Annotated in this window: 28 protein-coding genes and 1 tRNA gene; 20 read left to right on the forward strand and 9 right to left on the reverse strand. The window is 57.9% G+C overall.

Features of this window, described 5'->3' with window-relative positions; translation table 11 throughout:
- Positions 1 to 25 precede the first annotated feature (25 nt).
- Positions 26 to 331, forward strand: coding sequence for a YkgJ family cysteine cluster protein (locus ACQY47_RS10860; RefSeq protein WP_017137632.1), 306 nt, complete (start codon positions 26 to 28; stop codon positions 329 to 331).
- Between the two features lie 132 nt (positions 332 to 463).
- Here the strand turns inward: ACQY47_RS10860 and ACQY47_RS10865 are convergent, their stop codons facing one another.
- The 6 genes from ACQY47_RS10865 to hemA all read right to left on the reverse strand — a co-directional run bounded on the left by ACQY47_RS10865 (position 464) and on the right by hemA (position 5,828).
- The gene (locus tag ACQY47_RS10865) at positions 464 to 982 is read right to left on the reverse strand and encodes an acyloxyacyl hydrolase (protein ID WP_017137633.1); all 519 of its coding nucleotides are present in this window, start codon (positions 980 to 982) and stop codon (positions 464 to 466) included.
- Between the two features lie 110 nt (positions 983 to 1,092).
- Positions 1,093 to 1,887, reverse strand: coding sequence for a glutamate racemase (gene murI / locus ACQY47_RS10870; protein WP_428557078.1), 795 nt, complete (start codon positions 1,885 to 1,887; stop codon positions 1,093 to 1,095).
- Positions 1,880 to 2,635 carry a molybdopterin-synthase adenylyltransferase MoeB gene (locus tag ACQY47_RS10875; RefSeq protein WP_099549223.1) on the reverse strand — a complete coding sequence of 252 codons (756 nt, stop codon included), beginning with the start codon at positions 2,633 to 2,635 and terminating at the stop codon, positions 1,880 to 1,882. The genes murI and ACQY47_RS10875 overlap by 8 nt, the downstream gene beginning before the upstream one ends.
- Positions 2,629 to 3,459 carry a peptide chain release factor N(5)-glutamine methyltransferase gene (gene prmC / locus ACQY47_RS10880; RefSeq protein WP_177033721.1) on the reverse strand — a complete coding sequence of 277 codons (831 nt, stop codon included), beginning with the start codon at positions 3,457 to 3,459 and terminating at the stop codon, positions 2,629 to 2,631. Before prmC ends, ACQY47_RS10875 begins: the two co-directional genes overlap by 7 nt.
- Positions 3,460 to 4,542: a peptide chain release factor 1 gene (gene prfA, locus ACQY47_RS10885; protein WP_099549221.1), complete on the reverse strand. Its 1,083-nt coding sequence runs from the start codon at positions 4,540 to 4,542 to the stop codon at positions 3,460 to 3,462.
- Positions 4,539 to 5,828, reverse strand: coding sequence for a glutamyl-tRNA reductase (hemA, locus tag ACQY47_RS10890; protein ID WP_017137638.1), 1,290 nt, complete (start codon positions 5,826 to 5,828; stop codon positions 4,539 to 4,541). The genes prfA and hemA overlap by 4 nt, the downstream gene beginning before the upstream one ends.
- Before the next feature lie 182 nt (positions 5,829 to 6,010).
- On the opposite strand from hemA, the gene ACQY47_RS10895 reads away from it, so the two are divergent.
- The 19 genes from ACQY47_RS10895 (at position 6,011) to ACQY47_RS10985 (ending at position 20,340) form a co-directional block, all read left to right on the forward strand.
- Positions 6,011 to 7,735, forward strand: a complete 1,725-nt coding sequence (locus ACQY47_RS10895; protein ID WP_017137639.1) for a tetratricopeptide repeat protein — start codon at positions 6,011 to 6,013, stop codon at positions 7,733 to 7,735.
- 4 nt (positions 7,736 to 7,739) lie between these two features.
- Entirely contained in the window at positions 7,740 to 8,357 is a 618-nt protein-coding gene (lolB, locus tag ACQY47_RS10900; protein ID WP_428557079.1) for a lipoprotein insertase outer membrane protein LolB, read from the forward strand.
- Between the two features lies 1 nt (position 8,358).
- The gene (gene ispE / locus ACQY47_RS10905) at positions 8,359 to 9,210 is read left to right on the forward strand and encodes a 4-(cytidine 5'-diphospho)-2-C-methyl-D-erythritol kinase (RefSeq protein WP_017137641.1); all 852 of its coding nucleotides are present in this window, start codon (positions 8,359 to 8,361) and stop codon (positions 9,208 to 9,210) included.
- 37 nt (positions 9,211 to 9,247) lie between these two features.
- Positions 9,248 to 9,322: transfer RNA gene (locus ACQY47_RS10910), tRNA-Gln, on the forward strand.
- Positions 9,323 to 9,368: 46 nt separating this feature from the next.
- On the forward strand, positions 9,369 to 10,310 hold the full coding sequence (locus ACQY47_RS10915; RefSeq protein ID WP_003208392.1) for a ribose-phosphate pyrophosphokinase: 942 nt from the start codon (positions 9,369 to 9,371) through the stop codon (positions 10,308 to 10,310).
- A gap of 139 nt (positions 10,311 to 10,449) precedes the next feature.
- Entirely contained in the window at positions 10,450 to 11,049 is a 600-nt protein-coding gene (locus ACQY47_RS10920; RefSeq protein ID WP_017137642.1) for a 50S ribosomal protein L25/general stress protein Ctc, read from the forward strand.
- 168 nt (positions 11,050 to 11,217) lie between these two features.
- Positions 11,218 to 11,802 (forward strand): aminoacyl-tRNA hydrolase, encoded by a 585-nt coding sequence (gene pth / locus ACQY47_RS10925; RefSeq protein WP_010213318.1) that lies wholly within the window; start codon positions 11,218 to 11,220, stop codon positions 11,800 to 11,802.
- Between the two features lie 21 nt (positions 11,803 to 11,823).
- Positions 11,824 to 12,924 (forward strand): redox-regulated ATPase YchF, encoded by a 1,101-nt coding sequence (gene ychF / locus ACQY47_RS10930; RefSeq protein WP_017137643.1) that lies wholly within the window; start codon positions 11,824 to 11,826, stop codon positions 12,922 to 12,924.
- A 316-nt stretch (positions 12,925 to 13,240) separates the two neighbouring features.
- A complete protein-coding gene (locus tag ACQY47_RS10935) occupies positions 13,241 to 14,185 on the forward strand; it encodes a sigma 54-interacting transcriptional regulator (protein ID WP_428557080.1) in 945 nt (314 codons plus the stop codon).
- 156 nt (positions 14,186 to 14,341) lie between these two features.
- The gene (locus ACQY47_RS10940) at positions 14,342 to 14,509 is read left to right on the forward strand and encodes a hypothetical protein (RefSeq protein ID WP_428557081.1); all 168 of its coding nucleotides are present in this window, start codon (positions 14,342 to 14,344) and stop codon (positions 14,507 to 14,509) included.
- A gap of 66 nt (positions 14,510 to 14,575) precedes the next feature.
- On the forward strand, positions 14,576 to 14,941 hold the full coding sequence (locus tag ACQY47_RS10945; RefSeq protein WP_428557082.1) for a hypothetical protein: 366 nt from the start codon (positions 14,576 to 14,578) through the stop codon (positions 14,939 to 14,941).
- Between the two features lie 7 nt (positions 14,942 to 14,948).
- Positions 14,949 to 15,728, forward strand: a complete 780-nt coding sequence (gene sctJ / locus ACQY47_RS10950; protein ID WP_428557083.1) for a type III secretion system inner membrane ring lipoprotein SctJ — start codon at positions 14,949 to 14,951, stop codon at positions 15,726 to 15,728.
- On the forward strand, positions 15,718 to 16,305 hold the full coding sequence (locus ACQY47_RS10955; RefSeq protein ID WP_428557084.1) for a type III secretion protein: 588 nt from the start codon (positions 15,718 to 15,720) through the stop codon (positions 16,303 to 16,305). Before sctJ ends, ACQY47_RS10955 begins: the two co-directional genes overlap by 11 nt.
- Positions 16,283 to 16,876, forward strand: coding sequence for a type III secretion system stator protein SctL (gene sctL / locus ACQY47_RS10960; RefSeq protein WP_017137650.1), 594 nt, complete (start codon positions 16,283 to 16,285; stop codon positions 16,874 to 16,876). The genes ACQY47_RS10955 and sctL overlap by 23 nt, the downstream gene beginning before the upstream one ends.
- A 106-nt stretch (positions 16,877 to 16,982) precedes the next feature.
- On the forward strand, positions 16,983 to 17,216 hold the full coding sequence (locus tag ACQY47_RS10965; RefSeq protein WP_099549219.1) for a hypothetical protein: 234 nt from the start codon (positions 16,983 to 16,985) through the stop codon (positions 17,214 to 17,216).
- Positions 17,206 to 17,616, forward strand: a complete 411-nt coding sequence (locus ACQY47_RS10970) for a type III secretion protein (RefSeq protein ID WP_428557085.1) — start codon at positions 17,206 to 17,208, stop codon at positions 17,614 to 17,616. Before ACQY47_RS10965 ends, ACQY47_RS10970 begins: the two co-directional genes overlap by 11 nt.
- 14 nt (positions 17,617 to 17,630) lie before the next feature.
- Positions 17,631 to 19,772: a type III secretion system outer membrane ring subunit SctC gene (sctC, locus tag ACQY47_RS10975; protein ID WP_236458954.1), complete on the forward strand. Its 2,142-nt coding sequence runs from the start codon at positions 17,631 to 17,633 to the stop codon at positions 19,770 to 19,772.
- A complete protein-coding gene (gene hrpT, locus ACQY47_RS10980) occupies positions 19,769 to 19,972 on the forward strand; it encodes an HrpT family type III secretion system protein (protein ID WP_017137653.1) in 204 nt (67 codons plus the stop codon). Before sctC ends, hrpT begins: the two co-directional genes overlap by 4 nt.
- Positions 19,969 to 20,340 (forward strand): hypothetical protein, encoded by a 372-nt coding sequence (locus tag ACQY47_RS10985; RefSeq protein WP_017137654.1) that lies wholly within the window; start codon positions 19,969 to 19,971, stop codon positions 20,338 to 20,340. The genes hrpT and ACQY47_RS10985 overlap by 4 nt, the downstream gene beginning before the upstream one ends.
- Here the strand turns inward: ACQY47_RS10985 and sctU are convergent, their stop codons facing one another.
- From sctU to sctS, 3 genes are read right to left on the reverse strand one after another with little or no spacing between them, the layout of a single operon-like run.
- Entirely contained in the window at positions 20,341 to 21,438 is a 1,098-nt protein-coding gene (gene sctU, locus ACQY47_RS10990) for a type III secretion system export apparatus subunit SctU (protein ID WP_099549216.1), read from the reverse strand.
- Positions 21,435 to 22,223, reverse strand: a complete 789-nt coding sequence (sctT, locus tag ACQY47_RS10995; protein ID WP_169986800.1) for a type III secretion system export apparatus subunit SctT — start codon at positions 22,221 to 22,223, stop codon at positions 21,435 to 21,437. Before sctT ends, sctU begins: the two co-directional genes overlap by 4 nt.
- 10 nt (positions 22,224 to 22,233) lie before the next feature.
- Positions 22,234 to 22,497, reverse strand: a complete 264-nt coding sequence (gene sctS, locus ACQY47_RS11000) for a type III secretion system export apparatus subunit SctS (RefSeq protein ID WP_099549214.1) — start codon at positions 22,495 to 22,497, stop codon at positions 22,234 to 22,236.
- Positions 22,498 to 22,501: the final 4 nt, after the last annotated feature.

Below are 22,501 nucleotides of genomic sequence, written 5' to 3' on the forward strand. Positions count from 1 at the left end.
CGCGCTTGCCTTACACTGCGCGCCTATGACCAACATCCCCCACACTCAAATCACCGAACCCGCCGTCACCTGCTCGACGTGCGCGGCCTGCTGCTGCCAGCTGGAAGTCATGCTGATTACCGACACGGGTGTGCCGCAACGCTATATCGATACCGACGACTGGGGCGGTGAAGTGATGCTGCGCCTGGATGACGGCTGGTGCGCGGCGCTGGATCGGGACACGATGATGTGCACGATCTACGAGCGGCGGCCATTGATCTGTCGGGAATTCGAGATGGGTGCGCCGGAGTGCCTGGAAGAGCGCCAGGGCATTGCGACGGCGTATCGCTGAGCCAAAATGTGGTGGATATAAAATGTGGGAGCTGGCTTGCCTGCGATAGCATCACTTCGGTGTAACTGATAAACCGAGGTGTCTGCATCGCAGGCAAGCCAGCTCCCACATGGTTTTGCGCAGGCTTGAGAGTTACAACGGGTAGGTGTAGTGCAACGAGTAGCTTTCTACCCCGTCGTTATTGCTGCTGATGCCCGCATTGGAATAGTGCGTGGCGCGAATGCCCACTTCATGCCCACCGGCAAAGCGCAAACCAAAGCCCAGTCGGTCTTCGAACTGGAAGGCCTGGCCGATGTTGTTGTCTTCAACCCGCGTACGTGAAAACACCGCGACACCGATCCCGGCTTCTATATAGGGCTTGACCTTCTCCCCGGCAAACTCGTACACAAACACCGGCGAGAACGACAGGCTGCTGACACTCGCGCGTTTGTCGCCATCCCAGTAGGTGTAAGCGCCGCTCCAATAGCCGGTCAGTCGACCCGTATCACTCTGCCACCAGCTTTTATCCCAATCCGACGTCAGCCCCAATCGATAGGTCATGGTCGAATCGCTGGTGCCCCCCACCCCAAATTCCAGGCCGGCGGCCTGGGCCGAAACTGAGTGTCCCACCACAGCGGCCGCAATCGCAGCCAAACAGAACAAGCGCTTCATAAGAGCACATCCTTTGAGATCGAAGTCGTATGGTTTTGTACAGGCTAACGCTATAGAAGCTTGCGCGATGCCAGAAGTTCAGCTTCTAACCGCGATGTTTCACGAATTTTTCACAAGCCAAAATTACGCACAACACCGGGAGATTTCCAGAGTGTCGGTAGGATATTTCTTAGGTGATCGACGTCGCCGCTGGTCCAGAACTGCGCTGGCTCAGGCTTGCCAAGCGACAGCAGGTTACGTTCGCCCAACAGACGCTTGAGCTGACGCGCCACGGCAGCGCCGGTGTCGATCAGGATGATGCTAGGGGGAAGCATCTGTGCCAGAAGCGGCTTGAGGAAGGGGTAATGGGTACAGCCGAGGATGATGGTGTCACAACCGGCGCTCAGCAGCGGGTCGACATAGCCCTGCAACAGCTGGCGCAGCGCGGTGCTGTTGAGGTCACCGGTTTCGATCAACTCCACCAGGCCCGGGCACGGCTGAGTAATCACCCGCACGTCGGTGGCAAAGCGGTCGAGTAATGCTGCGAACTTGGCACTTTGCAATGTGCCGGTGGTGGCGAGCACGCCGACCACGCCACTGCGGGTGGCAGCGGCGGCTGGCTTGACCGCCGGCTCCATACCCACCAAAGGCCAGTCGGGATAGTCCTGGCGCAAATCAGCCACGGCGGCGACGGTTGCGGTGTTGCAGGCAATCACAAAGGCTTTGGCGCCTTGTTCACGAAAAAACTCGGCGACCAAACGGCTACGCTCAAGAATGAACGCCGGGGATTTTTCACCGTAGGGGATATGCCCGCCATCAGCCACGTACAGCAGTGACTCATGGGGCAACAACTGCTGGATTTCATCCAGCACCGACAGGCCGCCGACGCCGGAATCGAACACACCGATGGGCGCGTCCTTAACCATGGGCCGTCCCGCAAACGCTGCAGCCGGGGTCGCGCTTGACGCGCAGTTCGCGAAAACGCGTGGTCAAGGCGTCGATCAGTAGCAGGCGCCCCACCAAGGGTTCACCAAAACCTGCCAGCAACTTCAGCGCTTCCAGTGCTTGCAGGCTACCGACCAGCCCGACCAACGGACCGACCACACCGGCTTCGCTGCAGGTCAGCTCGGTGTCGCTGCCGTGCCCATATAAACAGTGGTAGCACGGGCTTTCGTCGCGGCGCGGGTCGAACACTGACAATTGCCCTTCCAGGCGAATGGCCGCACCGCTGACCAATGGTTTTCCAGCCGCAACACAAGCGGCGTTGACGGCTTCACGGGTGGCGAAGTTGTCGCTGCAATCGAGCACCACGTCTACCGCAGCCACTGCGGCGGCGAGTGAATCGGCATCCAGCGCAGTGCGATGGGCGACCAACGTAATTTCGGGGTTGATGCCGGCCAGGCGACGCATGGCCGAATCGACCTTGGCCTGCCCGACGCTGTCGGTGTCGTGGATGATCTGGCGTTGCAGGTTGGTCAGGTCGACAGTGTCGAAGTCTGCCAGGTGCAACTCGCCCACGCCGGCAGCGGCCAGGTACAACGCGACTGGCGCACCCAAGCCGCCGAGGCCGACAATCAGCGCATGGCCGTTTTTAAGACGCAGCTGGCCTTCGATGTCGACATGTTGCAACAGAATCTGTCGGCTATAGCGCAACAGCTCCTGGTCGGTCAGCACGGGCGGCGCCCCAACGTGATGCGTTCGTGGCCGCCGAGGTCGATGCGGCTGTGGACCTCTTCAAAGCCCTCACCCGACAACAAATCACGTACCGCCGCAGCTTGGTCGTAACCGTGTTCTAGCAGCAGCCAGCCACCGGTATTCAAGTGGGCTGGGGCCTGGGCGATGATCAACCGCAGATCGTCCAGCCCATCATGGCCCGCCACCAAGGCGCTGGCCGGTTCAAAGCGCACATCGCCTGCCACCAGGTGCGGATCATTATCGGCAATGTAAGGTGGGTTGCTGATGATCAAATCGAAGCGCTGGCCGTGCAGCGCGCTGAACCAATGGCTGTTCAACACCGTGGCGTTCTTCAGGTGCAGGCGCTGGCGGTTGCGTTCGGCCAGGGCCACGGCTTCGAGCACACGGTCAACGGCAGTGACCTGCCAGGCCGGGCGTTCGCTGGCCAGGGCCAGGGCGATCGCACCGCTGCCGGTGCCCAGGTCGAGGACCTTGGCAGGCGTGGCCGGCAACAATTCAAGGGCGGCTTCCACCAGCAGCTCGGTTTCCGGGCGCGGGATCAGCGTGTGCGGCGCGACCTCCAGGTCGAGCTTCCAGAAACCCTGCTGACCGAGGATGTAGGCCACCGGCTCACCCGTGCGGCGACGCTGCAGGTAATCGGCAAAGGTCAGCGCATCTTCGCTGCTGACGATTTTTTCCGGCCAGGTGTGCAAGTAGCTGCGCGATTTGCCCAAGGCAGCAGCCAGTAACAGTTCCACATCCAGACGCGCGGTGGGCGAGTCAGGCAGGTCAGCGGCGCGCAGGAGGCTGGCAATAATGGTCATTTATTCACCTATCGCCGCCAATTGATCGGCCTGGTATTCGGCCAGCAAAGGCTCGATCACCGCATCAACGCCGCCGGCGAGAATTTCGTCGAGGGAGTAAAGCGTGAGGTTGACCCGGTGGTCGGTGACCCGGCCCTGGGCGAAGTTGTAGGTGCGGATGCGTTCGGAGCGGTCGCCCGAGCCCACCAGCAACTTGCGCTCGCTGGCAATCGCGTTGGCGGCGGCGCTGGTCTGTTGGTCGTTGAGCTTGGCCGACAGCCAGGACATGGCCCGCGCACGGTTTTTGTGCTGGGAGCGTTCTTCCTGGCATTCGACCACGATGCCCGACGGCAAGTGGGTGATCCGGATCGCCGAGTCGGTCTTGTTCACGTGCTGACCACCGGCGCCCGACGAGCGGTAGGTGTCGACACGCAAGTCCGCCGGGTTGATCTCAATGGCTTCCTGCTCGTCCGGTTCGGGCAACACGGCCACGGTGCACGCCGAGGTGTGGATACGGCCCTGGGATTCAGTCGCCGGAACCCGCTGCACGCGGTGCGCGCCGGACTCGAATTTAAGCTTGCCGTAGACGTTGTCACCTTCGACCCGGGCGATGACTTCTTTATAGCCGCCGTGCTCACCTTCATTCTCGGACAAAATCTCGACCCGCCAGCCACGTCGCTCGGCGTAGCGCGAGTACATGCGGAACAGGTCGCCGGAGAAGATTGCCGCCTCGTCGCCACCGGTGCCGGCGCGGATTTCGAGGAACACGTTGCGCCCGTCGTTCGGGTCTTTGGGCAGCAGCATGCGTTGCAGGTCGCCTTCCAACTCGGCCAGCTTCTCTTTGGCTTCGCGGACTTCTTCCACGGCCATTTCACGCATGTCCGGGTCGCTGTCCTTGAGCAGCGCCTGGGCGCCTTCGAGGTCGGCCTGCACTTTCATCAGGCTTTTATAGGTGGCCACAATCGGCTCAACTTCGGCGTATTCCTTGGAATAGGCGCGGAACTTGGTCTGATCGGAGATGACCTCGCCATCGCCGAGCAAGGCGGTCAGTTCTTCGAAACGGTCCTGGAGCACGTCCAGTTTATTGAGCAGTGACGCTTTCATTGCGGTTTTTTATCCGAAGAGCTATCTGACGCGCCCTCACCGAGGGCAAAGAGTTCCTGGGCCATGGCCAGCGCATCGAGGCGGCCTTCGGCGGTAAGCTTTTTCAACTGAACGCTGGGGGCGTGGAGCAATTTGTTGGTCAGGCCACGTGCCAATTGCATCAGCACTTCTTCGGCGCTGCTGCCGTTGGCCAGCAAGCGCTGGGCCTTGATCAATTCTTCATCGCGCAGGCGTTCACCCTGCTGACGATACGCCTTAAGCACGTCGACCGCCGCCAGCTCACGCAGGCGCACCATAAAGTCTTCGGCGCCGGTGCTGACCATTTCCTCGGCAGCCTGGGCTGCGCCCTGGCGACTCTTGAGGTTTTCGGCGACCACTTCGTGCAGATCATCGACGCTATAGAGGTAAACGTCGTCCAACTCGCCGACTTCAGGCTCGATATCACGGGGAACAGCGATATCCACCATGAAGATCGGTTTGTGCTTGCGCAGCTTCAGCGCGCTCTCGACCGCGCCTTTGCCCAGGATCGGCAACTGGCTGGCGGTGGAGCTGATGACGATATCGCTGCGCACCAGCTCGGCCGGGATGTCCGAGAGCAACACCGCGTGGGCGCCAAACTGCTCGGCCAGGATGCTCGCGCGCTCCAGGGTGCGGTTGGCGACCACGATACGCTTGACGCCCAGGTCATGCAGGTGGCGAGCGACCAAGGTGATGGTTTCACCGGCGCCGATCAGCAGCGCCTGGCTGCGCTGCAAGTCACTGAAAATCTGTTTGGCCAGGCTCACGGCGGCGAACGCGACGGACACCGGGTTTTCACCGATGGCGGTGTCGGTGCGCACCTGCTTGGCCGAATTGAACGTAGCCTGGAACAAACGGCCAAGCAACGGGCCGACGGTGCCAGCCTCGCGGGCCACGGCGTAGGCGGATTTCATCTGGCCGAGGATCTGCGGCTCGCCCAACACCAGCGAGTCGAGCCCTGCGGCGACGCGCATCATGTGACGAACTGCCGCATCCTCTTCGTGCACATATGCACTGGCGCGCAGGTCCTCGAGATCCAAATGGTGATAATCGGCCAGCCAGCGCAGCACCACATCCGCTGAGAGATGTTCCTGCTCTATATAAAGCTCGCTGCGATTGCAGGTCGAAAGGATCGCAGCTTCGCGGCTGTCGGTGAGCCGGCAGAGCTGCTGCAAGGCCTCAACCAACTGCTCTGGCGTAAACGCCACGCGCTCGCGCACGTCTACGGTTGCAGTCTTGTGGTTAATACCGAGTGCGAGGAAGGCCATTCAATATCGCTGATGATGTCGGGAAGCCGACAATTGTCCTACTTCGAAAGATCCAGAACAACCACCGTCGTCTATTGTCCTAGTAGCTTGTGCCTATAAAGGCGCCCACTGAGACTCGGTTATGTTTGGCCGAAGGCTTGTGTCATGATGATCCGACCGCAGGTTAGTCGTCCTCTTCCTATATGAATAGATCTTCCGCGTTGCTCCTTGCTTTTGTCTTCCTCAGCGGCTGCCAGGCCTTGGCACCCGTGTCGCCGGACGGTACGCCGCCGGTCGAAGACAGCGCCCCAGCCCCTGAAAAGCCCAAGGTTTACTCCTCGTTCAATGAAGAAACGATCTACAGCCTGCTGACCGCGGAACTCGCCGGCCAGCGCAATCGTTTCGATATTGCCCTGGATAACTATGTGACCCAGGCCATCAACACCCAGGACCCGGGCATTTCGGAGCGTGCGTTTCGCATCGCCGAATACCTGGGCGCTGACCAGGCCGCGCTGGATACTTCGCTGATCTGGGCGAAAAACGCTCCGCAAGACCTGGAAGCGCAACGTGCGGCGGCCGTGCAACTGGCACGCGCCGGGCGCTATGACGACTCCATGGTGTATATGGAGAAAGTCCTGCAGGGCAAGGGCGACACGCATTTCGACTTCCTCGCGCTGTCGGCTGCCGACACTGACCAGGACACGCGCAATGGCTTGATGAAGAGTTTTGACCGCCTGCTGCAAAAGCATCCGAAGAACAGCCAGCTGATTTTCGGCAAAGCCTTGCTGCTGCAGCAGGATGATGAAGCCGATGCCGCCCTCAAGCTGCTGGAGCAGAACCCGCCGGAAGACGGCGAGATCGCCCCGATTCTGCTGCGCGCACGCTTGCTGCAGAACCTTAATCGCGGCAAGGAAGCGATTCCACTGCTGGAAAAAAGCATCAAGAAATACCCGGGCGACAAGCGCTTGCTGCTGACCTATGCGCGAATGCTGGTGGAGCAAGACCGCATGGAAGACGCCAAAGTGCAGTTCGCCAACCTGGTCCAGCAATACCCCGACGACGACGAGCTGCGTTACTCCCTGGCACTGGTCTGCCTGGAAGCCAAGGCCTGGGACGAGGCCAAGGGTTATCTGGAGGAGCTGATCGAGCGCGAAAGCCATGTGGATTCGGCGCACCTGAACCTCGGCCGCATCGCGGAAGAACGCAACGACCCGCAGGCTGCGCTGCTTGAGTACGCCCAGGTCGGCCCCGGCAACGATTACCTGCCGGCCCAACTGCGTCAGGCCGATATCCTGATGAGCAACGGCCGCACCGACGAAGCGGAAAAACGCCTGGCGGCGGCACGTGATGCCGAGCCGGACTATGCGATCCAGCTGTACCTGATCCAGGCCGAAACACTGTCGGCCAACAAGCAGGGCGAACGCGCCTGGAAATTGCTGCAACAAGCCTTGCTGCAATACCCCGACGATTTGAACCTGCTGTACACCCGCGCCATGCAGGCGGAAAAACGCAATGACCTGGCACAGATGGAAAAAGACCTGCGCCTGATCATCAAGCGCGACCCGGACAATGCCATGGCGCTCAATGCCCTGGGCTACACCCTGTCGGACCGCACCACGCGTTACGCCGAAGCCAAGGTGCTGATCGAACAAGCCCACAAGCTCAACCCGGAAGACCCGGCCGTGCTCGACAGCCTGGGTTGGGTGAATTACCGCCTGGGCAATCTGGACGAAGCCGAACGCCTGCTGCGCCAGGCACTCGAACGTTTCCCCGACCAAGAGGTGGCAGCCCACCTGGGTGAAGTGCTGTGGGCCAATGGCAAACAGCGCGAAGCGCGACAAATCTGGGAAAAATTCCTCAAGGAACAACCCGAAAGCCCCATCCTGCGCGGCACCATCAAGCGCCTGACCGGATCCGAGACCCTTTAAGCTTATGTTTTTGCGCCACGTTATTGTTTTCAGTTTTATCGCCCTGCTCGCCGGTTGCGCAGGCATCGGCAGTCGTGAATCCGTTGAAGGCCAGGGCAACCCGGCGCAATGGAAACAGCACAAAGAGCAGCTCAGCAGCATCGACGGCTGGCAGATCGACGGCAAGGTCGGGGTTCGCGCGCCGAAAGATTCCGGCAGCGGCACGTTGTTCTGGCTGCAGCGCCAGGACTATTACGATATCCGTTTGTCCGGGCCACTTGGCCGCGGTGCTGCGCGCCTGACCGGCCGGCCAGGGCAAGTGAGCCTGGAAGTGGCCAATCAAGGCCGCTATGAGGCAGCCACGCCGGAAGAACTGCTGGAACAAAAGATTGGCTGGAAGCTCCCCGTTTCGCACCTTGTGTGGTGGGTACGCGGCCTGCCTGCGCCGGACAGCAAAAGCAGGCTGAGCCTCAACGGCGACAGCCGCCTGGCCACGCTTGAGCAGGATGGCTGGCAGGTTGAATACCTCAGCTATGTGCAACAGGGCGCCTACTGGCTGCCCGAGCGCATCAAACTGCATGGCACCGACCTTGACGTCACGCTGGTGATCAAGGAATGGCAACCGCGCAAGCTGGGGCAATAACATGACCGCCACCACCTTGACACTGCCCTCCCCGGCCAAACTCAATTTGATGCTGCACATTCTGGGTCGCCGTGAAGACGGCTACCACGAGTTGCAGACGCTGTTTCAGTTTCTCGATTACGGCGATGAACTCACCTTCGCCGTGCGCGACGATGGCGTGATCCAGCTGCACACCGAATTCGAAGGCGTGCCCCACGACAGCAATCTGATCGTCAGGGCCGCGAAAAAACTTCAGGCGCAATCCGGTTGCTCCCTCGGCATCGACATCTGGATCGATAAAATTTTGCCCATGGGCGGCGGCATCGGTGGCGGCAGCTCAAATGCCGCGACCACGCTGCTCGGTTTGAATCACTTGTGGCAACTGGGCTGGGACCACGATCGCCTGGCCACGCTGGGCCTGACACTGGGCGCCGACGTGCCGGTTTTCGTGCGTGGGCACGCGGCTTTTGCCGAAGGCGTCGGGGAGAAACTCACCCCGGAATACCCCGAAGAGCCTTGGTATGTCGTGCTTGTTCCGCAAGTATCTGTAAGTACAGCAGAAATTTTTTCAGATCCACTGTTGACACGTAACTCTCCTCCCATTAAAGTGCGCCCCGTTCCCAAGGGAAACAGTCGAAATGACTGCTTACCGGTTGTAGCAAGGCGTTATCCAGAGGTACGTAACGCTTTGAATTTGTTAGGTAAATTTACCGAAGCAAAATTAACCGGAACTGGAAGTTGTGTGTTTGGGGGCTTCCCAAGCAAAGCTGAAGCTGATAAAGTCTCGGCCCTTCTTACAGAGACCCTTACAGGGTTTGTAGCAAAGGGAAGCAACGTTTCGATGTTGCATCGCAAGCTGCAAAGTCTGCTCTAAAAGGAACCGAGTACTGGGTACTCGTTGCAACAGATACAGGGGCGTCGCCAAGCGGTAAGGCAGCAGGTTTTGATCCTGCCATGCGTTGGTTCGAATCCAGCCGCCCCTGCCATTTTCTAATACTCATCCAGGTTACCCTCAGCCTCTAGGTACTGCGCGTGTCCAAGATGATGGTCTTTACGGGGAACGCCAACCCCGATCTGGCTCGACGTGTCGTACGTCAGCTGCATATCCCTCTCGGTGACATCTCTGTCGGTAAATTCTCCGACGGCGAAATTACAGCCGAGATCAATGAAAACGTCCGCGGTAAAGATGTTTTCATTATTCAGCCGACTTGCGCTCCGACCAACGATAACCTGATGGAACTCGTCGTGATGGCTGATGCCTTCCGCCGCTCCTCAGCGACTCGAATCACAGCTGTAATCCCTTACTTTGGTTATGCCCGTCAGGATCGCCGTCCGCGTTCCGCACGTGTGGCTATCAGCGCGAAAGTCGTTGCTGACATGCTGACCGTGGTAGGCATCGACCGTGTTCTCACGGTTGACCTGCACGCTGACCAAATCCAGGGGTTCTTCGATATTCCGGTAGATAACATCTACGGCTCCCCAGTATTGGTGGATGACATTGAAGACCAGCGCTTTGAAAACCTGATGATCGTGTCCCCGGACATTGGTGGCGTCGTGCGTGCACGGGCTGTTGCCAAATCCCTGGGCGTGGACCTCGGGATCATCGACAAACGCCGTGAGAAAGCCAATCACTCTGAAGTGATGCATATCATCGGTGATGTCGAAGGGCGTACCTGTATTCTGGTTGATGACATGGTCGACACCGCCGGCACCCTGTGCCACGCGGCGAAAGCCTTGAAAGAGCACGGTGCAGCAAAAGTCTTCGCCTACTGCACACACCCTGTGCTGTCGGGCCGAGCGATCGAGAACATCGAGAACTCCATGCTGGACGAACTGGTGGTGACTAACACCATCCCGTTGTCCGCAGCAGCTCAAGCCTGTTCGCGTATCCGTCAACTGGATATCGCACCGGTAGTTGCCGAAGCGGTTCGCCGCATCAGCAACGAAGAATCGATCAGCGCGATGTTCCGATAAGGGTCAAACCTTACGAAACATCCCACTGACGAAAAGCGCCCCGCCCCAGCATTCTGTTGGGGCGGGGCTTTTTTGCCCATATCGCCTTTAGCGCTGGTCGCAAACGCTGGGGCGAATGTGGTTATTTTGGAGATACAACATGAACGATTTTACTCTGAATGCTGAAGCGCGTTCCGACCTGGGGAAAGGTGCGAGCCGCCGCCTGCGTCGTCTCGCAAGCCTGGTTCCAGCTGTAGTTTACGGTGGCGACAAAGCCCCTGAATCCATCAGCATGCTGGCCAAAGAAATCGCCAAACTGCTCGAAAACGATGCGGCCTACAGCCACATCATCGAGCTGAATGTTGGTGGCAAGAAGCAGAACGTCATCATCAAGGCCCTGCAACGTCACCCAGCCAAAGGCCACGTGCTGCACGCTGACTTCGTACGCGTAGTAGCCGGTCAGAAACTGACCGCTATCGTGCCTGTGCACTTTGTTGGTGAAGAAGCTCCGGTCAAGAAAGGCGGCGAAGTTTCGCACGTTGTTGCCGAGATCGAAGTGACCTGCCTGCCGAAAGACCTGCCTGAGTTCATCGAAGTCGACCTGTCGGCTCTGGAAATCGGCGACATCGTTCACCTGTCCGACCTCAAAGCCCCTAAAGGCGTTGAGTTTGTTGCACTGGCTCACGGTGATGACAAAGCTGTTGCAAACGTTCACGCTCCACGCGTTGCACCAGAAGCTGAAGAAGGCGCTGCAGAGTAATTCACTCTGTAATGTCGGAGCTTGAGGAAACATCGCGGACCGGAACGTAGCGAGAAAGCGGGCGATAACGCGGCGTTTACTCTTGAGTAAATGATCTTTTGTTGACCGCTTTCGCCGCACACAGGTTGCGGCGATGTTATCCACAACTCCAAAGGAAGGGCCCCTGTCGTGACTGCCATTAAACTGATCGTTGGCCTGGGAAATCCAGGCGCCGAATACGAACAGACCCGGCATAACGCGGGGGCCCTTTTTGTTGAGCGTATCGCCCACGCACAAGGTGTGAACCTTGTGGCCGATCGCAAATATTTTGGCCTGACCGGGCGCTTCTCGCACCAGGGTCAGGATGTTCGTCTGCTGATTCCTACCACCTACATGAACCGCAGCGGCCAGGCTGTCGCGGCGCTTGCGGGCTTCTTCCGGATCAAACCCGAAGAAATCCTGGTGGCCCATGACGAACTGGACCTGCCACCCGGCGTTGCCAAACTCAAGTTAGGCGGCGGGCATGGCGGCCACAATGGCCTGCGCGACATCATTGCGCAGTTGGGTAATCAGAATAATTTTTACCGTCTGCGGCTCGGCATTGGCCACCCAGGCGTTGCCAGTATGGTTTCAAATTTCGTCCTGGGTCGTGCGCCACGCGCCGAACAGGAAAAACTCGATGCCAGCATCGACTTTGCCCTCGGCGTGCTGCCGGATATCTTCGCCGGTGAATGGAACCGCGCGATGAAAAACCTGCACAGCCAGAAGGCCTGACTCTTACCGAGGGGAAACACCATGGGATTCAATTGCGGCATCGTCGGCCTGCCCAACGTCGGCAAATCCACCCTGTTCAACGCCCTGACCAAGTCCGGTATTGCGGCGGAGAACTTCCCCTTCTGCACCATCGAACCCAACAGCGGTATCGTGCCGATGCCAGACCCGCGCCTGGACGCGTTGGCGGCGATCGTCAATCCCAAGCGTATCCTGCCGACCACCATGGAGTTCGTCGACATCGCGGGCCTGGTAGCCGGCGCGTCGAAAGGTGAAGGCCTGGGCAACAAGTTTTTGGCCAACATCCGTGAAACCGATGCCATCGCCCACGTGGTCCGCTGCTTTGAAGACGAGAACGTGATTCACGTCTCCAACAGCGTTGACCCGAAACGCGACATCGAGATCATCGACCTGGAACTGATCTTCGCCGACCTCGACAGCTGCGAAAAGCAACTGCAGAAAGTCGCGCGTAACGCCAAGGGCGGTGACAAGGACGCAGTGGTTCAGAAAGGCCTGCTGGAGCAACTGATCGCACACTTCACCGAAGGCAAGCCGGCACGCAGCCTGATGAAGAACATGGGCGTCGACGAGAAAGCCGTGATCAAAGGCTTCCACCTGCTGACCACCAAGCCTGTGATGTACATCGCCAACGTTGCCGAAGACGGCTTCGAGAACAACCCACTGCTCGACGTGGTCAAGGCCATCGCCGATGAAGAAGGCGCCATCGTGGTGCCGGTGTGCAACAAGATCGAAGCGGAAATCGCCGAGCTCGATGACGGCGAAGAAAAAGACATGTTCCTCGAGGCCCTGGGCCTGGAAGAGCCTGGCCTGAACCGCGTGATCCGCGCCGGCTACGAAATGCTCAACCTGCAGACCTACTTCACCGCCGGTGTTGAAGAAGTCCGCGCCTGGACCGTCAAGGTCGGTGCCACTGCACCACAGGCCGCTGGCGTGATCCACACCGACTTCGAAAAAGGCTTTATTCGCGCTGAAGTCATCGCCTACAACGACTTCATCCAGTACAAGGGTGAAGCCGGTACCAAGGAAGCCGGTAAATGGCGCCTGGAAGGCAAAGAGTACATCGTCAAGGATGGCGACGTGATGCACTTCCGTTTCAACGTCTAAGCGCCATCGCGGTTTTGCCGCCCACAAAAAAGCCGATGCACTGCATCGGCTTTTTTGTGGGCGGTTGTTTGTATTTCGACAATAGCTATCCTCTTATCTATTTGAAACCTTAAGACGTTTCCTATTTGTCGTAACAAAAACAGCCCAACAACCTCGAGTGACGTTAAGCGACAAGTTAATGACTTTTCCTACGCAAGCCTGGCTTACTCTTACCTGCATACTCGATGATAAATCTTATACTTTACGCTCTGCCCAAACACCGTCTAAATCACAGCCCTTTAATCGTAAACAATCACGCTAGTGGAGCACCCATCCGATGTCGGCCGCCGATCAAAAAGAAAGCGAAACCGATACGCCATTCATTGAAGGCTCGGATATTGAGAACACGATCAATAGCACCGCGACACTGAATGTTGACATCTTGTTGCTGGGGGAAACCGGCACTGGCAAAGATACCCTGGCACAACGAATACATCGCCTGTCCGGCCGTCGAGGTAACTTTGTTGCAGTCAATTGCGCAGCCATTCCGGAGAGCCTCGCCGAAAGCCAATTATTCGGTGTCAACAGTGGTGCTTATACCGGGGCTGTACAATCACGCGCAGGGTTTATCGAGGCGGCTCACCTGGGTACGTTATATTTGGATGAAATCGACAGCATGCCGCTTTCGCTGCAGGCCAAGCTATTGCGTATGCTCGAATCACGAGGGGTTGAACGGCTGGGCTCAACACGCTTCATCCCCGTCGACATGCGCGTCATCGCGTCCGCTCAACAATCACTGCATGACATGGTCGAGCAAGGCAGCTTCAGGCGGGACCTGTATTTTCGCCTGAACGTTATTAACATCAAGCTGCAGCCGCTGCGTGACCGACGTGAGCGTATCGTACCGTTGTTTCTGGAGATGATTAAACAAGAGGCGGAGCACTTCAACTGCACAGCCCCTCCCCCCCCAACCGAACTGCTCCAGCAGTTGTTGTGTCATACGTGGCCGGGCAATGTCCGCGAACTACGCTCCACGGCCAAGCGTTTTGTCCTTGGGCTGCCGCCTTTATCGGCATCGAATGCAGAACCGCTGGAACTGGGCCTGAAAGACCGTCTGCAGCGTATTGAGAAAACGCTCATTGAAGAGTCTTTACATCGTCACACTTACAGCGTGGATTGTGTGGCGTTGGAACTGGGGGTTGCCAAGCGCACGCTCTACTACCGAATGAAGCAACTGGGTGTTTCACTCAACGCGTGTTTACACGTTCAGGAAGCGCAATAAACGCTGAAACAAGTAGAAACAGGCCGATGGAACTGTTTCCAGAGGCATCGCCACTCAGTGTACGAGCATCGATTATCAAATAACGATGTAGCACGATTAATCGAATGACTCATGACGAATACTCAACTATCCGATAGACAACCCAAAGGTGAAATCATGACATCTCCAATCGGCAGCGGTGGCGGTATTACCAGCAAAGAGCTTTTTGATCAAATGAAAACGCTCACTGAGCAAAAAAGCGCAGAAACGCTCGAGATGGCAAAGCTCGATAAAGATGCTTCGATTGCCAACAAGTGGAGCCAGGTAATTAACAAAGTACAATAAGCAACACAGGCTTTCTCTAGTGTATTAAATAGAGAAAGCCTGTCTATTTTCCTGAGGGTGGTTTATATGCGCACAACGCTTGAAAAAGAGCGGGAAACCTATTCAGGTGCCCCTGCGTTTCCCATCGAAAAAAGCAGTGATAGCGCCCACGACGCGCATTTCTTCAGTGCAGCACTGGAGCAGAACAATCCCTATCCGTCGGCCCCCCCCGCCCCAGGAAACAGTCGGTCGCTGGTGAGCCAATCCGAGCGGTTGAAATCCAACAACGAAAAAATCCCCAAGCTCCTGCGTGAATATACCAAGACCCAAAACGAGCTGAAAATGGCGGACGCCACACAGACCATTATTGAATCAAAAGAAATCCTCAACATCGGCGTCAAGGTAATAAAACACTGCACTTCGTTTGTTGAGAAAACCACTAACCTGCAATAGGTGAACCATGCGCCGCTGCCGCTTTATTCTCTTATGGCTGACCCTCTTATCGGTGCTGAGCGGATGCGGTGAAAGCGTCGAACTGCACCGCAAGTTATCCGAGCAGGAAGCCAATGAGGTAATCGCTGAATTGGCAGACAAGCACATTCGGGCACAAAAACAGCTGGAGAAAGACGGCGTGGTCGTTCGCGTGCGCACAGATGATATTGCTGCCGCGGTCCACACGCTTGCCGCCGCCGGGTTACCAAAGACTGCGCGCTCTACGCTGGGCGACGTGTTTCGCAAGGAAGGTGTCATCTCGACACCGCTTGAGGAACGGGCGCGCTATATCTATGCCTTGTCTCAGGAGCTGGAAGCGACCTTGTCCAATATCGATGGGGTTCTTGTCGCCAGGGTACACGTCGTACTGCCCGAGCGGGTCGCACCGGGAGAGCCGGTACAGCCGGCCTCGGCATCGGTCTTCATCAAGCATGATCCACGGCTGGAACCCGACAGTTTGCTGCCGCGCATTCGGCGGATGGTCGCCAGTAGCATACCGGGCATGACAACAGCCGTTGCAAACCCGCAAAAACTGACCGTGATCTTCGTACCGGCTACCGCCTACAAGGAAAAGCAGCAACTCGCCTACTTCGGGCCGTTTCTGATTAAGCCCGGTGACCTCGCTTTTTGGCAGACCATGGTGACATTGTTCTTTATCGTCCTGTTAGTGGGGTGCGCTGCAGCGGGGTTCTGGGTGAAAAAGGCGCGCGGCGCCCAACAAGCCGAGCCGAACGCGAATGACGCATGACAGCCTCAGTTGGGCCAAGTGGTGGGCCTGCCCTTGGCTCGATTCGCCCCATGACTGGCCGCCTTTCGTCCCTTCATTGCCCTATTCGAAAACACTCTGCCAGAGCCAGCACGCGGCAATGGCAACGGCGTTGGGAATTGACCCATGCCTGCCTGTCGAACCGTCTCCAGCACTGTTGCAGTTGGTACTTGAACCTGAACAACGCAGAGACCTCATCCTCACGCTGGTCGGCGGTGTTTACCAGATCAAGAACCGCACGCCATTGAGCCAAGACCTGCAACTCTGGTGTGTACGTCTTTCCAAGGCACTGCTGCCCAACACCCTGCAAATCAACACTGAAGACCCCCTGCACTATCTACGCGCCTGGGTAGAACCCTCTGTGTGGCAGCGGCTGCGGTTGAGCTTTGACCGCCATCGGGTGCTCGCCCTAGAGAAGAACCCTCGACTGATCGATGCCCACGACAAGCTTGAAACTATTTGGAAGGCCGCAATATGGCGCACCGGCGCGTCAAACAACGAGCCGGTGTTTTCCTTCGCCGAGGAGGCCCAGGACGATGCTGTGCAAACGCACGATTGAGCTACGCAAGCCGCTTCCTTCACGGACCTGCTCGCTGATTCCCTTGGAAACGTTGGCGGACTGCGCCCGCGACACCGAATTGTTAAACAGTGCCCAGGTTCAGGCAGATGAAATCCTGCGCCAGACCTATGTGCAACGCGACCAATTGCTGCTGCAGGCTCAACATGAGTTCTGGCAACGCGCCAATCGCCAATTGCATCTGTGGCACACGCAGCAGCAAGCGGTCCTCGATAACATCGAACGCATCGCCACATCAGTCACCCACAGTGCCATTCGCAGCTTGCTCGAGGACACAACGCCCACTCAACGGGTGTCTGCCATGCTCAAGCAAATGCTCGCAGCCCAGGCCCCGGCGATCCGCGCAAAGTTGGTCTGCAATCCGCAGGATCAGGCGGATGTAGAACATTGGCTGGATCAACATACCGAAGCGCCCTGGCGCCTGCTGTGTGACGAGTCTGTTCAGCCACAGATGTTGATCCTGGAGGCAGAGGAAGGCAGCTTTCGTATCGACTGGGCCTCTTCGATCAATGCCCTGTTGGTGTCTCACACAGACTTTGTTTCAGAGGATTAACTTCTCAACCGGCCTGCTGCATTTTTTATCCAGATATTTAAAAAATCGTGGAACGGATCCCAAATGCAAACCACATAAAAAATACACGTTCAACGGAGATCAGCATATGAAACTCGACGCACGCGAGGGCGGGCAAATCTTCAGGGATTTAAGCAAAAACAACCGGCAGTTCGAACAACTCGGTCAGGGCATCCCTGATGAAATAACCTCGAAAGAGTTTTCATCACTGCTGGGTGAACACTTCAGGCTGAAACAAAACTTGATGCTACAGACGACTGCCGCCGGAGCGGTTCTCGGCCACCGAGCCGAGATGGGAAAAATCATTTTCAATGGGACCTGAGTGTTTCAGCGCGCGGCTCACTCAGTGGCTGGCGGGGGTAGAGCAAGAAATCACGCTGCTGGAGGGCGACGACGCCATAACCCTGCGTCGTTACCCGCAGTGTTTTTTGCTCAGCGCTCAACTTACCCATCAGCCAAAGCACGCACAAACAACAATGGAAACCTGGCTACAACTGGGTGGAGCAAGCCTGCCGTACTTTCAGGGAGCGCTTTCAGTCGAGCCCTCCACGGGGCAGCTCTGGCTACTTCAATGCGTCACGCAGGAAGACCATCAGGCCGTTCTGTTTAACCAACTCGAATCCCTTCTCAATCAGCGCGACACCTGGCGTTCCACGGCCAAGCGGCTGGCCAGAACGCCCAAAAAATGTGGGCCAACTCCACTGCGTGCGCAGTTTTATTAACTAGAGAATCCTATATGAACACCCTCATTTACAAGCGTTTACGCTTGTCTATCAGCTCGCCCTGTGCGCGTTTTAAACACGCCGACTGGCGTATTCCAATAGTTCTGATGTGCCTGCTGATACCTCTGCAAAGCCCCCTTGCCGCCATTCCAGCGGAATGGAAAAACACGGCGTATGCCTACGAAACCCAGTACAAGCCTGTACGCGAAGTGCTCGAAGACTTCGCCCAGACCTTCGGCACCCAACTGCAAATCGAGGGCCTGCTGGAGGGCGTGGTCAATGGCAAAATACGCGCTAATACTCCCCAGTCCATGCTCGACAGGCTGGGGGTCGAACACCGCTTCCAGTGGTACCTGTACAACAACACCCTGTACATCAGCACGCTGGATCAGCAAGAGTCTGCGCGGCTGGAAGTTTCGTCGGAAACGATCGCAGACCTTAAAAAGGCCCTGACCGATATCGGCCTGCTCGACAGCCGATTTGGCTGGGGTGAATTGCCGGACGATGGGGTTGTACTCGTCTCCGGTCCTAAACGCTATATCGAGCAGATCAAACAGTTCAGCAGCCAACGCAGATCTCCGGATGAAAAACAGAGCGTGCTGACTTACCCGCTCAAGTACGCCAACGCGGCGGACCGGATCATCGATTATCGCGGAGAGAAGCTGACCATCGCGGGCGTGGCCAGCGTGCTGCGTGGGTTACTGGAGCCGCGCTCCACCTCCACAGTCGCCAATGCCACCCAATCTTCCGGCGCTTCTTCACCGTCGGCCCTGATTACGCCCAACGTCCCGCGGTTGAACAACCCTCTGCTGGAGCAGATGCTCGCCAACCCCACGAATGCAGGAGGGCTGTCGACGGGCGCCTCACTCGGCCCTCGCGCCCCACGCGCAACCAGCCGAATCCGGGTCGAAGCCGACGTGCGTAATAACGCGATTCTGATCTACGACCTGCCTGAGCGCCAAACGATGTACCGCGAGTTGATCACCCAACTCGACGTTGCACGCAAGCTGGTGGAGATAGACGCCATCATCCTCGACATCGAACGCACAAAGTTGCAAGAGTTCGGGGTTGAATGGGGCTTTCAAAACAGCCGCTGGCGCGGCGGCGTCAACGTGGCACCGGGCACGACTTCTCAGTTGTCGATTGGCAACCCCGGGCGCTTCTACGCTCACATACGTGCCCTGGAGTCCCAAGGGCTGGCAACCCTGGTCTCCAACCCTTCCGTGCTCACCCTGGAGAACCAGCCGGCGGTCATCGATTTCAACCGCACGCGATACCTGAAGGCCGGCAGAGACTACGCAACCATTCTACCCGTGACCGTCGGCACCAGCTTTCAGGTGGTGCCACGGGTGATCACCAGCCGTGGTGGCCACCAGATCCATTTGGTGGTGGATATTGAAGACGGTAACTTCGACGAACTCAACCTACAGCCCGATGACCTCGATGTTCGCCGTGGCAAGGTGAGCACCCAGGCGGTAATGGCGGAAAAGCGCTCATTGGTGGTCGGTGGTTTCCATGTCACAGACAACAAGGACAAACAAAGCAAAGTACCGCTCCTGGGCGATATTCCTTTGCTGGGCAAGGCATTGTTCTCCTCGACTGAACGACAGAACAGTCGACGCGAGCGACTGTTCATCCTCACCCCACGGGTCATCGGCGACCAATCTGACCCTTCGCGTTACTTGCCCCAGGAGGACCAGGCCCAATTGCAGGCTGCCCTCAAGCCTCTGGCGCGCCGGCAAGCCGCCCATCAGCCGCCCATAAACCGAAGCGATATCACCAGTACCCTGGCGCACCTGGTCAGCGGCGAAGTCCCAGACGGTTTCAAGGCAGGGCCAATGCCCCTGCAACTGGACACGTTGTGCGCCACGCGCGATCTGTTGGCGCTCAACAGCGAGCGCAGCCAGTGGTATACCGGCGCGCAGTTCAATGTGGCGGTGGTGGTCGTGCGCAACCAGATCAAACGCAACGTGCGCATCGATGAAAAAGAATGCAGCAACTCACAAACGCTGGCGGTCAGTGTCTGGCCACGCGCCTGGCTTAAACCGGGTGAAGAAGCTGAAGTGTTTATCGCCATGCGGCCCGTTGTGAAAGATGAACACATCGGCGTACCCCGCCCTTCCCTTCTCACCGCCCCCTTGAAGACCACGCCATGAAGCACGGACTCTTGAGTATTATCTTGATCGGCGCAGCAATGATCGCCGCCGGCTGTACGCCAACCTGCAAGGGCGACTCCTGCACGCGCCCGCAATCGAGCAGTGACAAAATGGTGGTCTGGTGGCCACCAGAGATGCGCGTAGACTCCGGCCCCTCTGGGGAGCGGGCAGACTACCAGACCATTTCCCTGGAACGATGAGCCTCACGACACAGCCTGACGATGCATTGCATCGTCAGGTTTTTTTGGCCGACGTGCGCAGAGGCGTTGCCGCCCACCTGCAACTCCTCCCAGGTATCCACCTGTGTACGCTGCAAGCCGGCACCCGCCCGGGGTTGGCCTTGCACATCGCGCGCGAAGCATTGCAAGCCGGGCAGGTGCAGCGGGCACTGGAGCGACGTTTTGAACAAGCAGTGAGGTACGACGGTTGCTTTGTCTATCTCGACGCCCAAGGGACCCTGGTCATCTGGCGCTCGCTGCCTACGCACCACAACGCGCTTGATAGTGCCGTCAGCCGCTTGCTTTCACTGGCCAACCTTGATGCATTGGATGCCCGCGCCACGCGTTGATCAGCGTTGTTCCAGCTCAGGCAACTCCAGGGTTTCGCGCTTGGCTTCATCATCCAACTCACGCAAGGTGCGGTAGATCAGCGCGACCGCCTGCAGGGTTTCACGAGGGATACTGGCGCCCAGCTTATTGGTGTAGAGCGTGCGGGCCAGCCATACACACTGAATGACCGGCACGTCAGCCGCTTTAGCCCTTTTGATCAGTGCACGCGCGTCGGCATCCGTGCCTTTGTCCACCAGCAACGGCAGCGGTGTCTTGCCGGGGCGGTAATACAACGCGACGGCAAAGTGCGTCGGGTTGACGACCAACATGTCGGACTCTTCCAGCTTGGGCAACTTGACCTTTGGCTCCTCCTGAGCCAATTGCTGCGCCAGCGACCGTCGCTGGCCCTTCACATGGGGGTCGCCTTCCATGTCCTTGTATTCCTTGACCACCTCGACCTGGGTCATGCGCATGCGCTTGGCAAAGAAGTGCTTCTGCAGCGTCAGGTCGAGAAGTGCCAACACCAGCAACAGGCCCAGGCACACATGCAACAGGTAACGAAACAGATCAATCAGCGCCAGGATATAACTGGACAGGTCGCTGTTGGCCAAGTTGATCAAGGCCCCAAGGGAAGGACCGATCACCGCATACAACACCACGCCTAACAACACCGCCTTGGCAACCCCCATCAGCAGGTTCATCAGCGACTGGGCGGAGAACATCTGTTTGAGCTGACTAAGGGGGTTGAGGCGCTTGAAATCCAACTTCAGGATTTCCGGCGCGAACAGCAAGCCGAACTGCATCCAGCTACTGAGCAGCTTGACGGCGATTGCCACTGAAGCCATCAGCAACGCAAAGGAAAAAAACACCACCATGGCGTCGAGCAGCACCTCCTCCAAGGCTGACACAAAGGGTCGGCTGATGCGGGATATCGGCAGCAGCATCATTTCCTGAAACCGCTGCAGGCTGCGGTCAGCGGTCCATAGCGCGATCTCGCTGATAGCTGTCAGCACCAGAAGCTTGCCGACATCCTGGCTTTGGGCAACCTGGCCTTTCTTGCGTTGATCACGCAGTTTCTTGGCACTGGCCGGGTGTTTTTTCTCACCGGAATCACTCATGGCATCGCCACCTTGAACATCAGCCCCAGGGCGTGCTTGAGCTCGCCCAGCAGGCTTAAGCGGCCGACGATCAGGTCCTGCAACAGTTCAAAATACAACAGCAAAATACCAATACCCGCCAGGCACTTGACCGGTGGGGCCAGCGTACTCACCTGCAGCTGCGGGCTATAAAGTCCTAACAGGGCAACGCCAAACTCCAACAACAGCAGCACCGCGATAAAAGGTGCGGCGTAGAGCATCATGTGGGTGAACGTGTCGCCGAGCAGGTTGAGAAACACGCCAAACCCATTGGCGTGCGGAAGTGGAAACCAAACGGTAGGCGGCCAGACCGAGTAGCTGTCCCAGATCACCTGCGTCAGTGCTCCAAGCCCCAGGGTGGCCATCAACAAAAAAATCGCCAGCTCCTTGAACAGATGCCCGATGGGTGTGGCATCCGGGCCAAGCGAAGGGTTGAGCTGGCCACCCGCCAAGGCTCCCCGCTGGTTATCCAGCAGCGCCCCCACCGCCTCGAACATCCAGAACGGCATCGACAGTAATACGCCCAGCAAGGTCCCCAGGGCCGCCTCCTTGAGCACCAACGCGCTGAGCATCAGCGTAGAGAATTCCTGGTCGGCGAAGGTGGCATATATACCCGGTGCAGGCAGCAGTGCCAGTACTGCCACAATGGCGTGGCGCGGCATCCCGCGGATATGTTGAAAACAAAACGCCGCGACCAGAAAGGCACAAGGGTAGATTCGCGCCATGCCAATCAACAGGCTGGGCAGGTAATCAAGATACTGCAGCACAGGCAAGACCTCAGTTCAGCGCAGAGCGAGAGATCATGTCGAATGTCAGATTGATCAGCTGAATCAACTCCACACCGATCCAACGCCCCGTCATGACCAGCGTGACACCCACTGCCACCAGCTTTATGCCAAACGGCAAGGTCTGGTCCTGTACCTGCATCAGCGCCTGTACAAGGGAGGTCAATACGCCGACCACCACCGCCACAATCAACGGCGGTGCCGACAACACCACGACCAGCAGCATGCCCTGCTTGAACAGCACGATCGGTTCCATACGC

This window comes from Pseudomonas edaphica, assembly GCF_965277385.1.
Classification (GTDB): Bacteria; Pseudomonadota; Gammaproteobacteria; order Pseudomonadales; family Pseudomonadaceae; genus Aquipseudomonas; species Aquipseudomonas edaphica.

Coding starts and splice junctions, on each gene's coding strand:
- ACQY47_RS10860 (WP_017137632.1), top strand. CDS start 26: ATGACCAACATCCCCCACACTCAAATCACCGAACCCGCCGTCACCTGC.
- ACQY47_RS10865 (WP_017137633.1), bottom strand. CDS start 982: ATGAAGCGCTTGTTCTGTTTGGCTGCGATTGCGGCCGCTGTGGTGGGA.
- murI (WP_428557078.1), bottom strand. CDS start 1,887: ATGGTTAAGGACGCGCCCATCGGTGTGTTCGATTCCGGCGTCGGCGGC.
- prmC (WP_177033721.1), bottom strand. CDS start 3,459: ATGACCATTATTGCCAGCCTCCTGCGCGCCGCTGACCTGCCTGACTCG.
- prfA (WP_099549221.1), bottom strand. CDS start 4,542: ATGAAAGCGTCACTGCTCAATAAACTGGACGTGCTCCAGGACCGTTTC.
- hemA (WP_017137638.1), bottom strand. CDS start 5,828: ATGGCCTTCCTCGCACTCGGTATTAACCACAAGACTGCAACCGTAGAC.
- ACQY47_RS10895 (WP_017137639.1), top strand. CDS start 6,011: ATGAATAGATCTTCCGCGTTGCTCCTTGCTTTTGTCTTCCTCAGCGGC.
- lolB (WP_428557079.1), top strand. CDS start 7,740: ATGTTTTTGCGCCACGTTATTGTTTTCAGTTTTATCGCCCTGCTCGCC.
- ispE (WP_017137641.1), top strand. CDS start 8,359: ATGACCGCCACCACCTTGACACTGCCCTCCCCGGCCAAACTCAATTTG.
- ACQY47_RS10920 (WP_017137642.1), top strand. CDS start 10,450: ATGAACGATTTTACTCTGAATGCTGAAGCGCGTTCCGACCTGGGGAAA.
- ychF (WP_017137643.1), top strand. CDS start 11,824: ATGGGATTCAATTGCGGCATCGTCGGCCTGCCCAACGTCGGCAAATCC.
- ACQY47_RS10935 (WP_428557080.1), top strand. CDS start 13,241: ATGTCGGCCGCCGATCAAAAAGAAAGCGAAACCGATACGCCATTCATT.
- ACQY47_RS10940 (WP_428557081.1), top strand. CDS start 14,342: ATGACATCTCCAATCGGCAGCGGTGGCGGTATTACCAGCAAAGAGCTT.
- ACQY47_RS10945 (WP_428557082.1), top strand. CDS start 14,576: ATGCGCACAACGCTTGAAAAAGAGCGGGAAACCTATTCAGGTGCCCCT.
- sctJ (WP_428557083.1), top strand. CDS start 14,949: ATGCGCCGCTGCCGCTTTATTCTCTTATGGCTGACCCTCTTATCGGTG.
- ACQY47_RS10955 (WP_428557084.1), top strand. CDS start 15,718: ATGACGCATGACAGCCTCAGTTGGGCCAAGTGGTGGGCCTGCCCTTGG.
- sctL (WP_017137650.1), top strand. CDS start 16,283: ATGCTGTGCAAACGCACGATTGAGCTACGCAAGCCGCTTCCTTCACGG.
- ACQY47_RS10965 (WP_099549219.1), top strand. CDS start 16,983: ATGAAACTCGACGCACGCGAGGGCGGGCAAATCTTCAGGGATTTAAGC.
- ACQY47_RS10970 (WP_428557085.1), top strand. CDS start 17,206: ATGGGACCTGAGTGTTTCAGCGCGCGGCTCACTCAGTGGCTGGCGGGG.
- sctC (WP_236458954.1), top strand. CDS start 17,631: ATGAACACCCTCATTTACAAGCGTTTACGCTTGTCTATCAGCTCGCCC.
- hrpT (WP_017137653.1), top strand. CDS start 19,769: ATGAAGCACGGACTCTTGAGTATTATCTTGATCGGCGCAGCAATGATC.
- ACQY47_RS10985 (WP_017137654.1), top strand. CDS start 19,969: ATGAGCCTCACGACACAGCCTGACGATGCATTGCATCGTCAGGTTTTT.
- sctU (WP_099549216.1), bottom strand. CDS start 21,438: ATGAGTGATTCCGGTGAGAAAAAACACCCGGCCAGTGCCAAGAAACTG.
- sctS (WP_099549214.1), bottom strand. CDS start 22,497: ATGGAACCGATCGTGCTGTTCAAGCAGGGCATGCTGCTGGTCGTGGTG.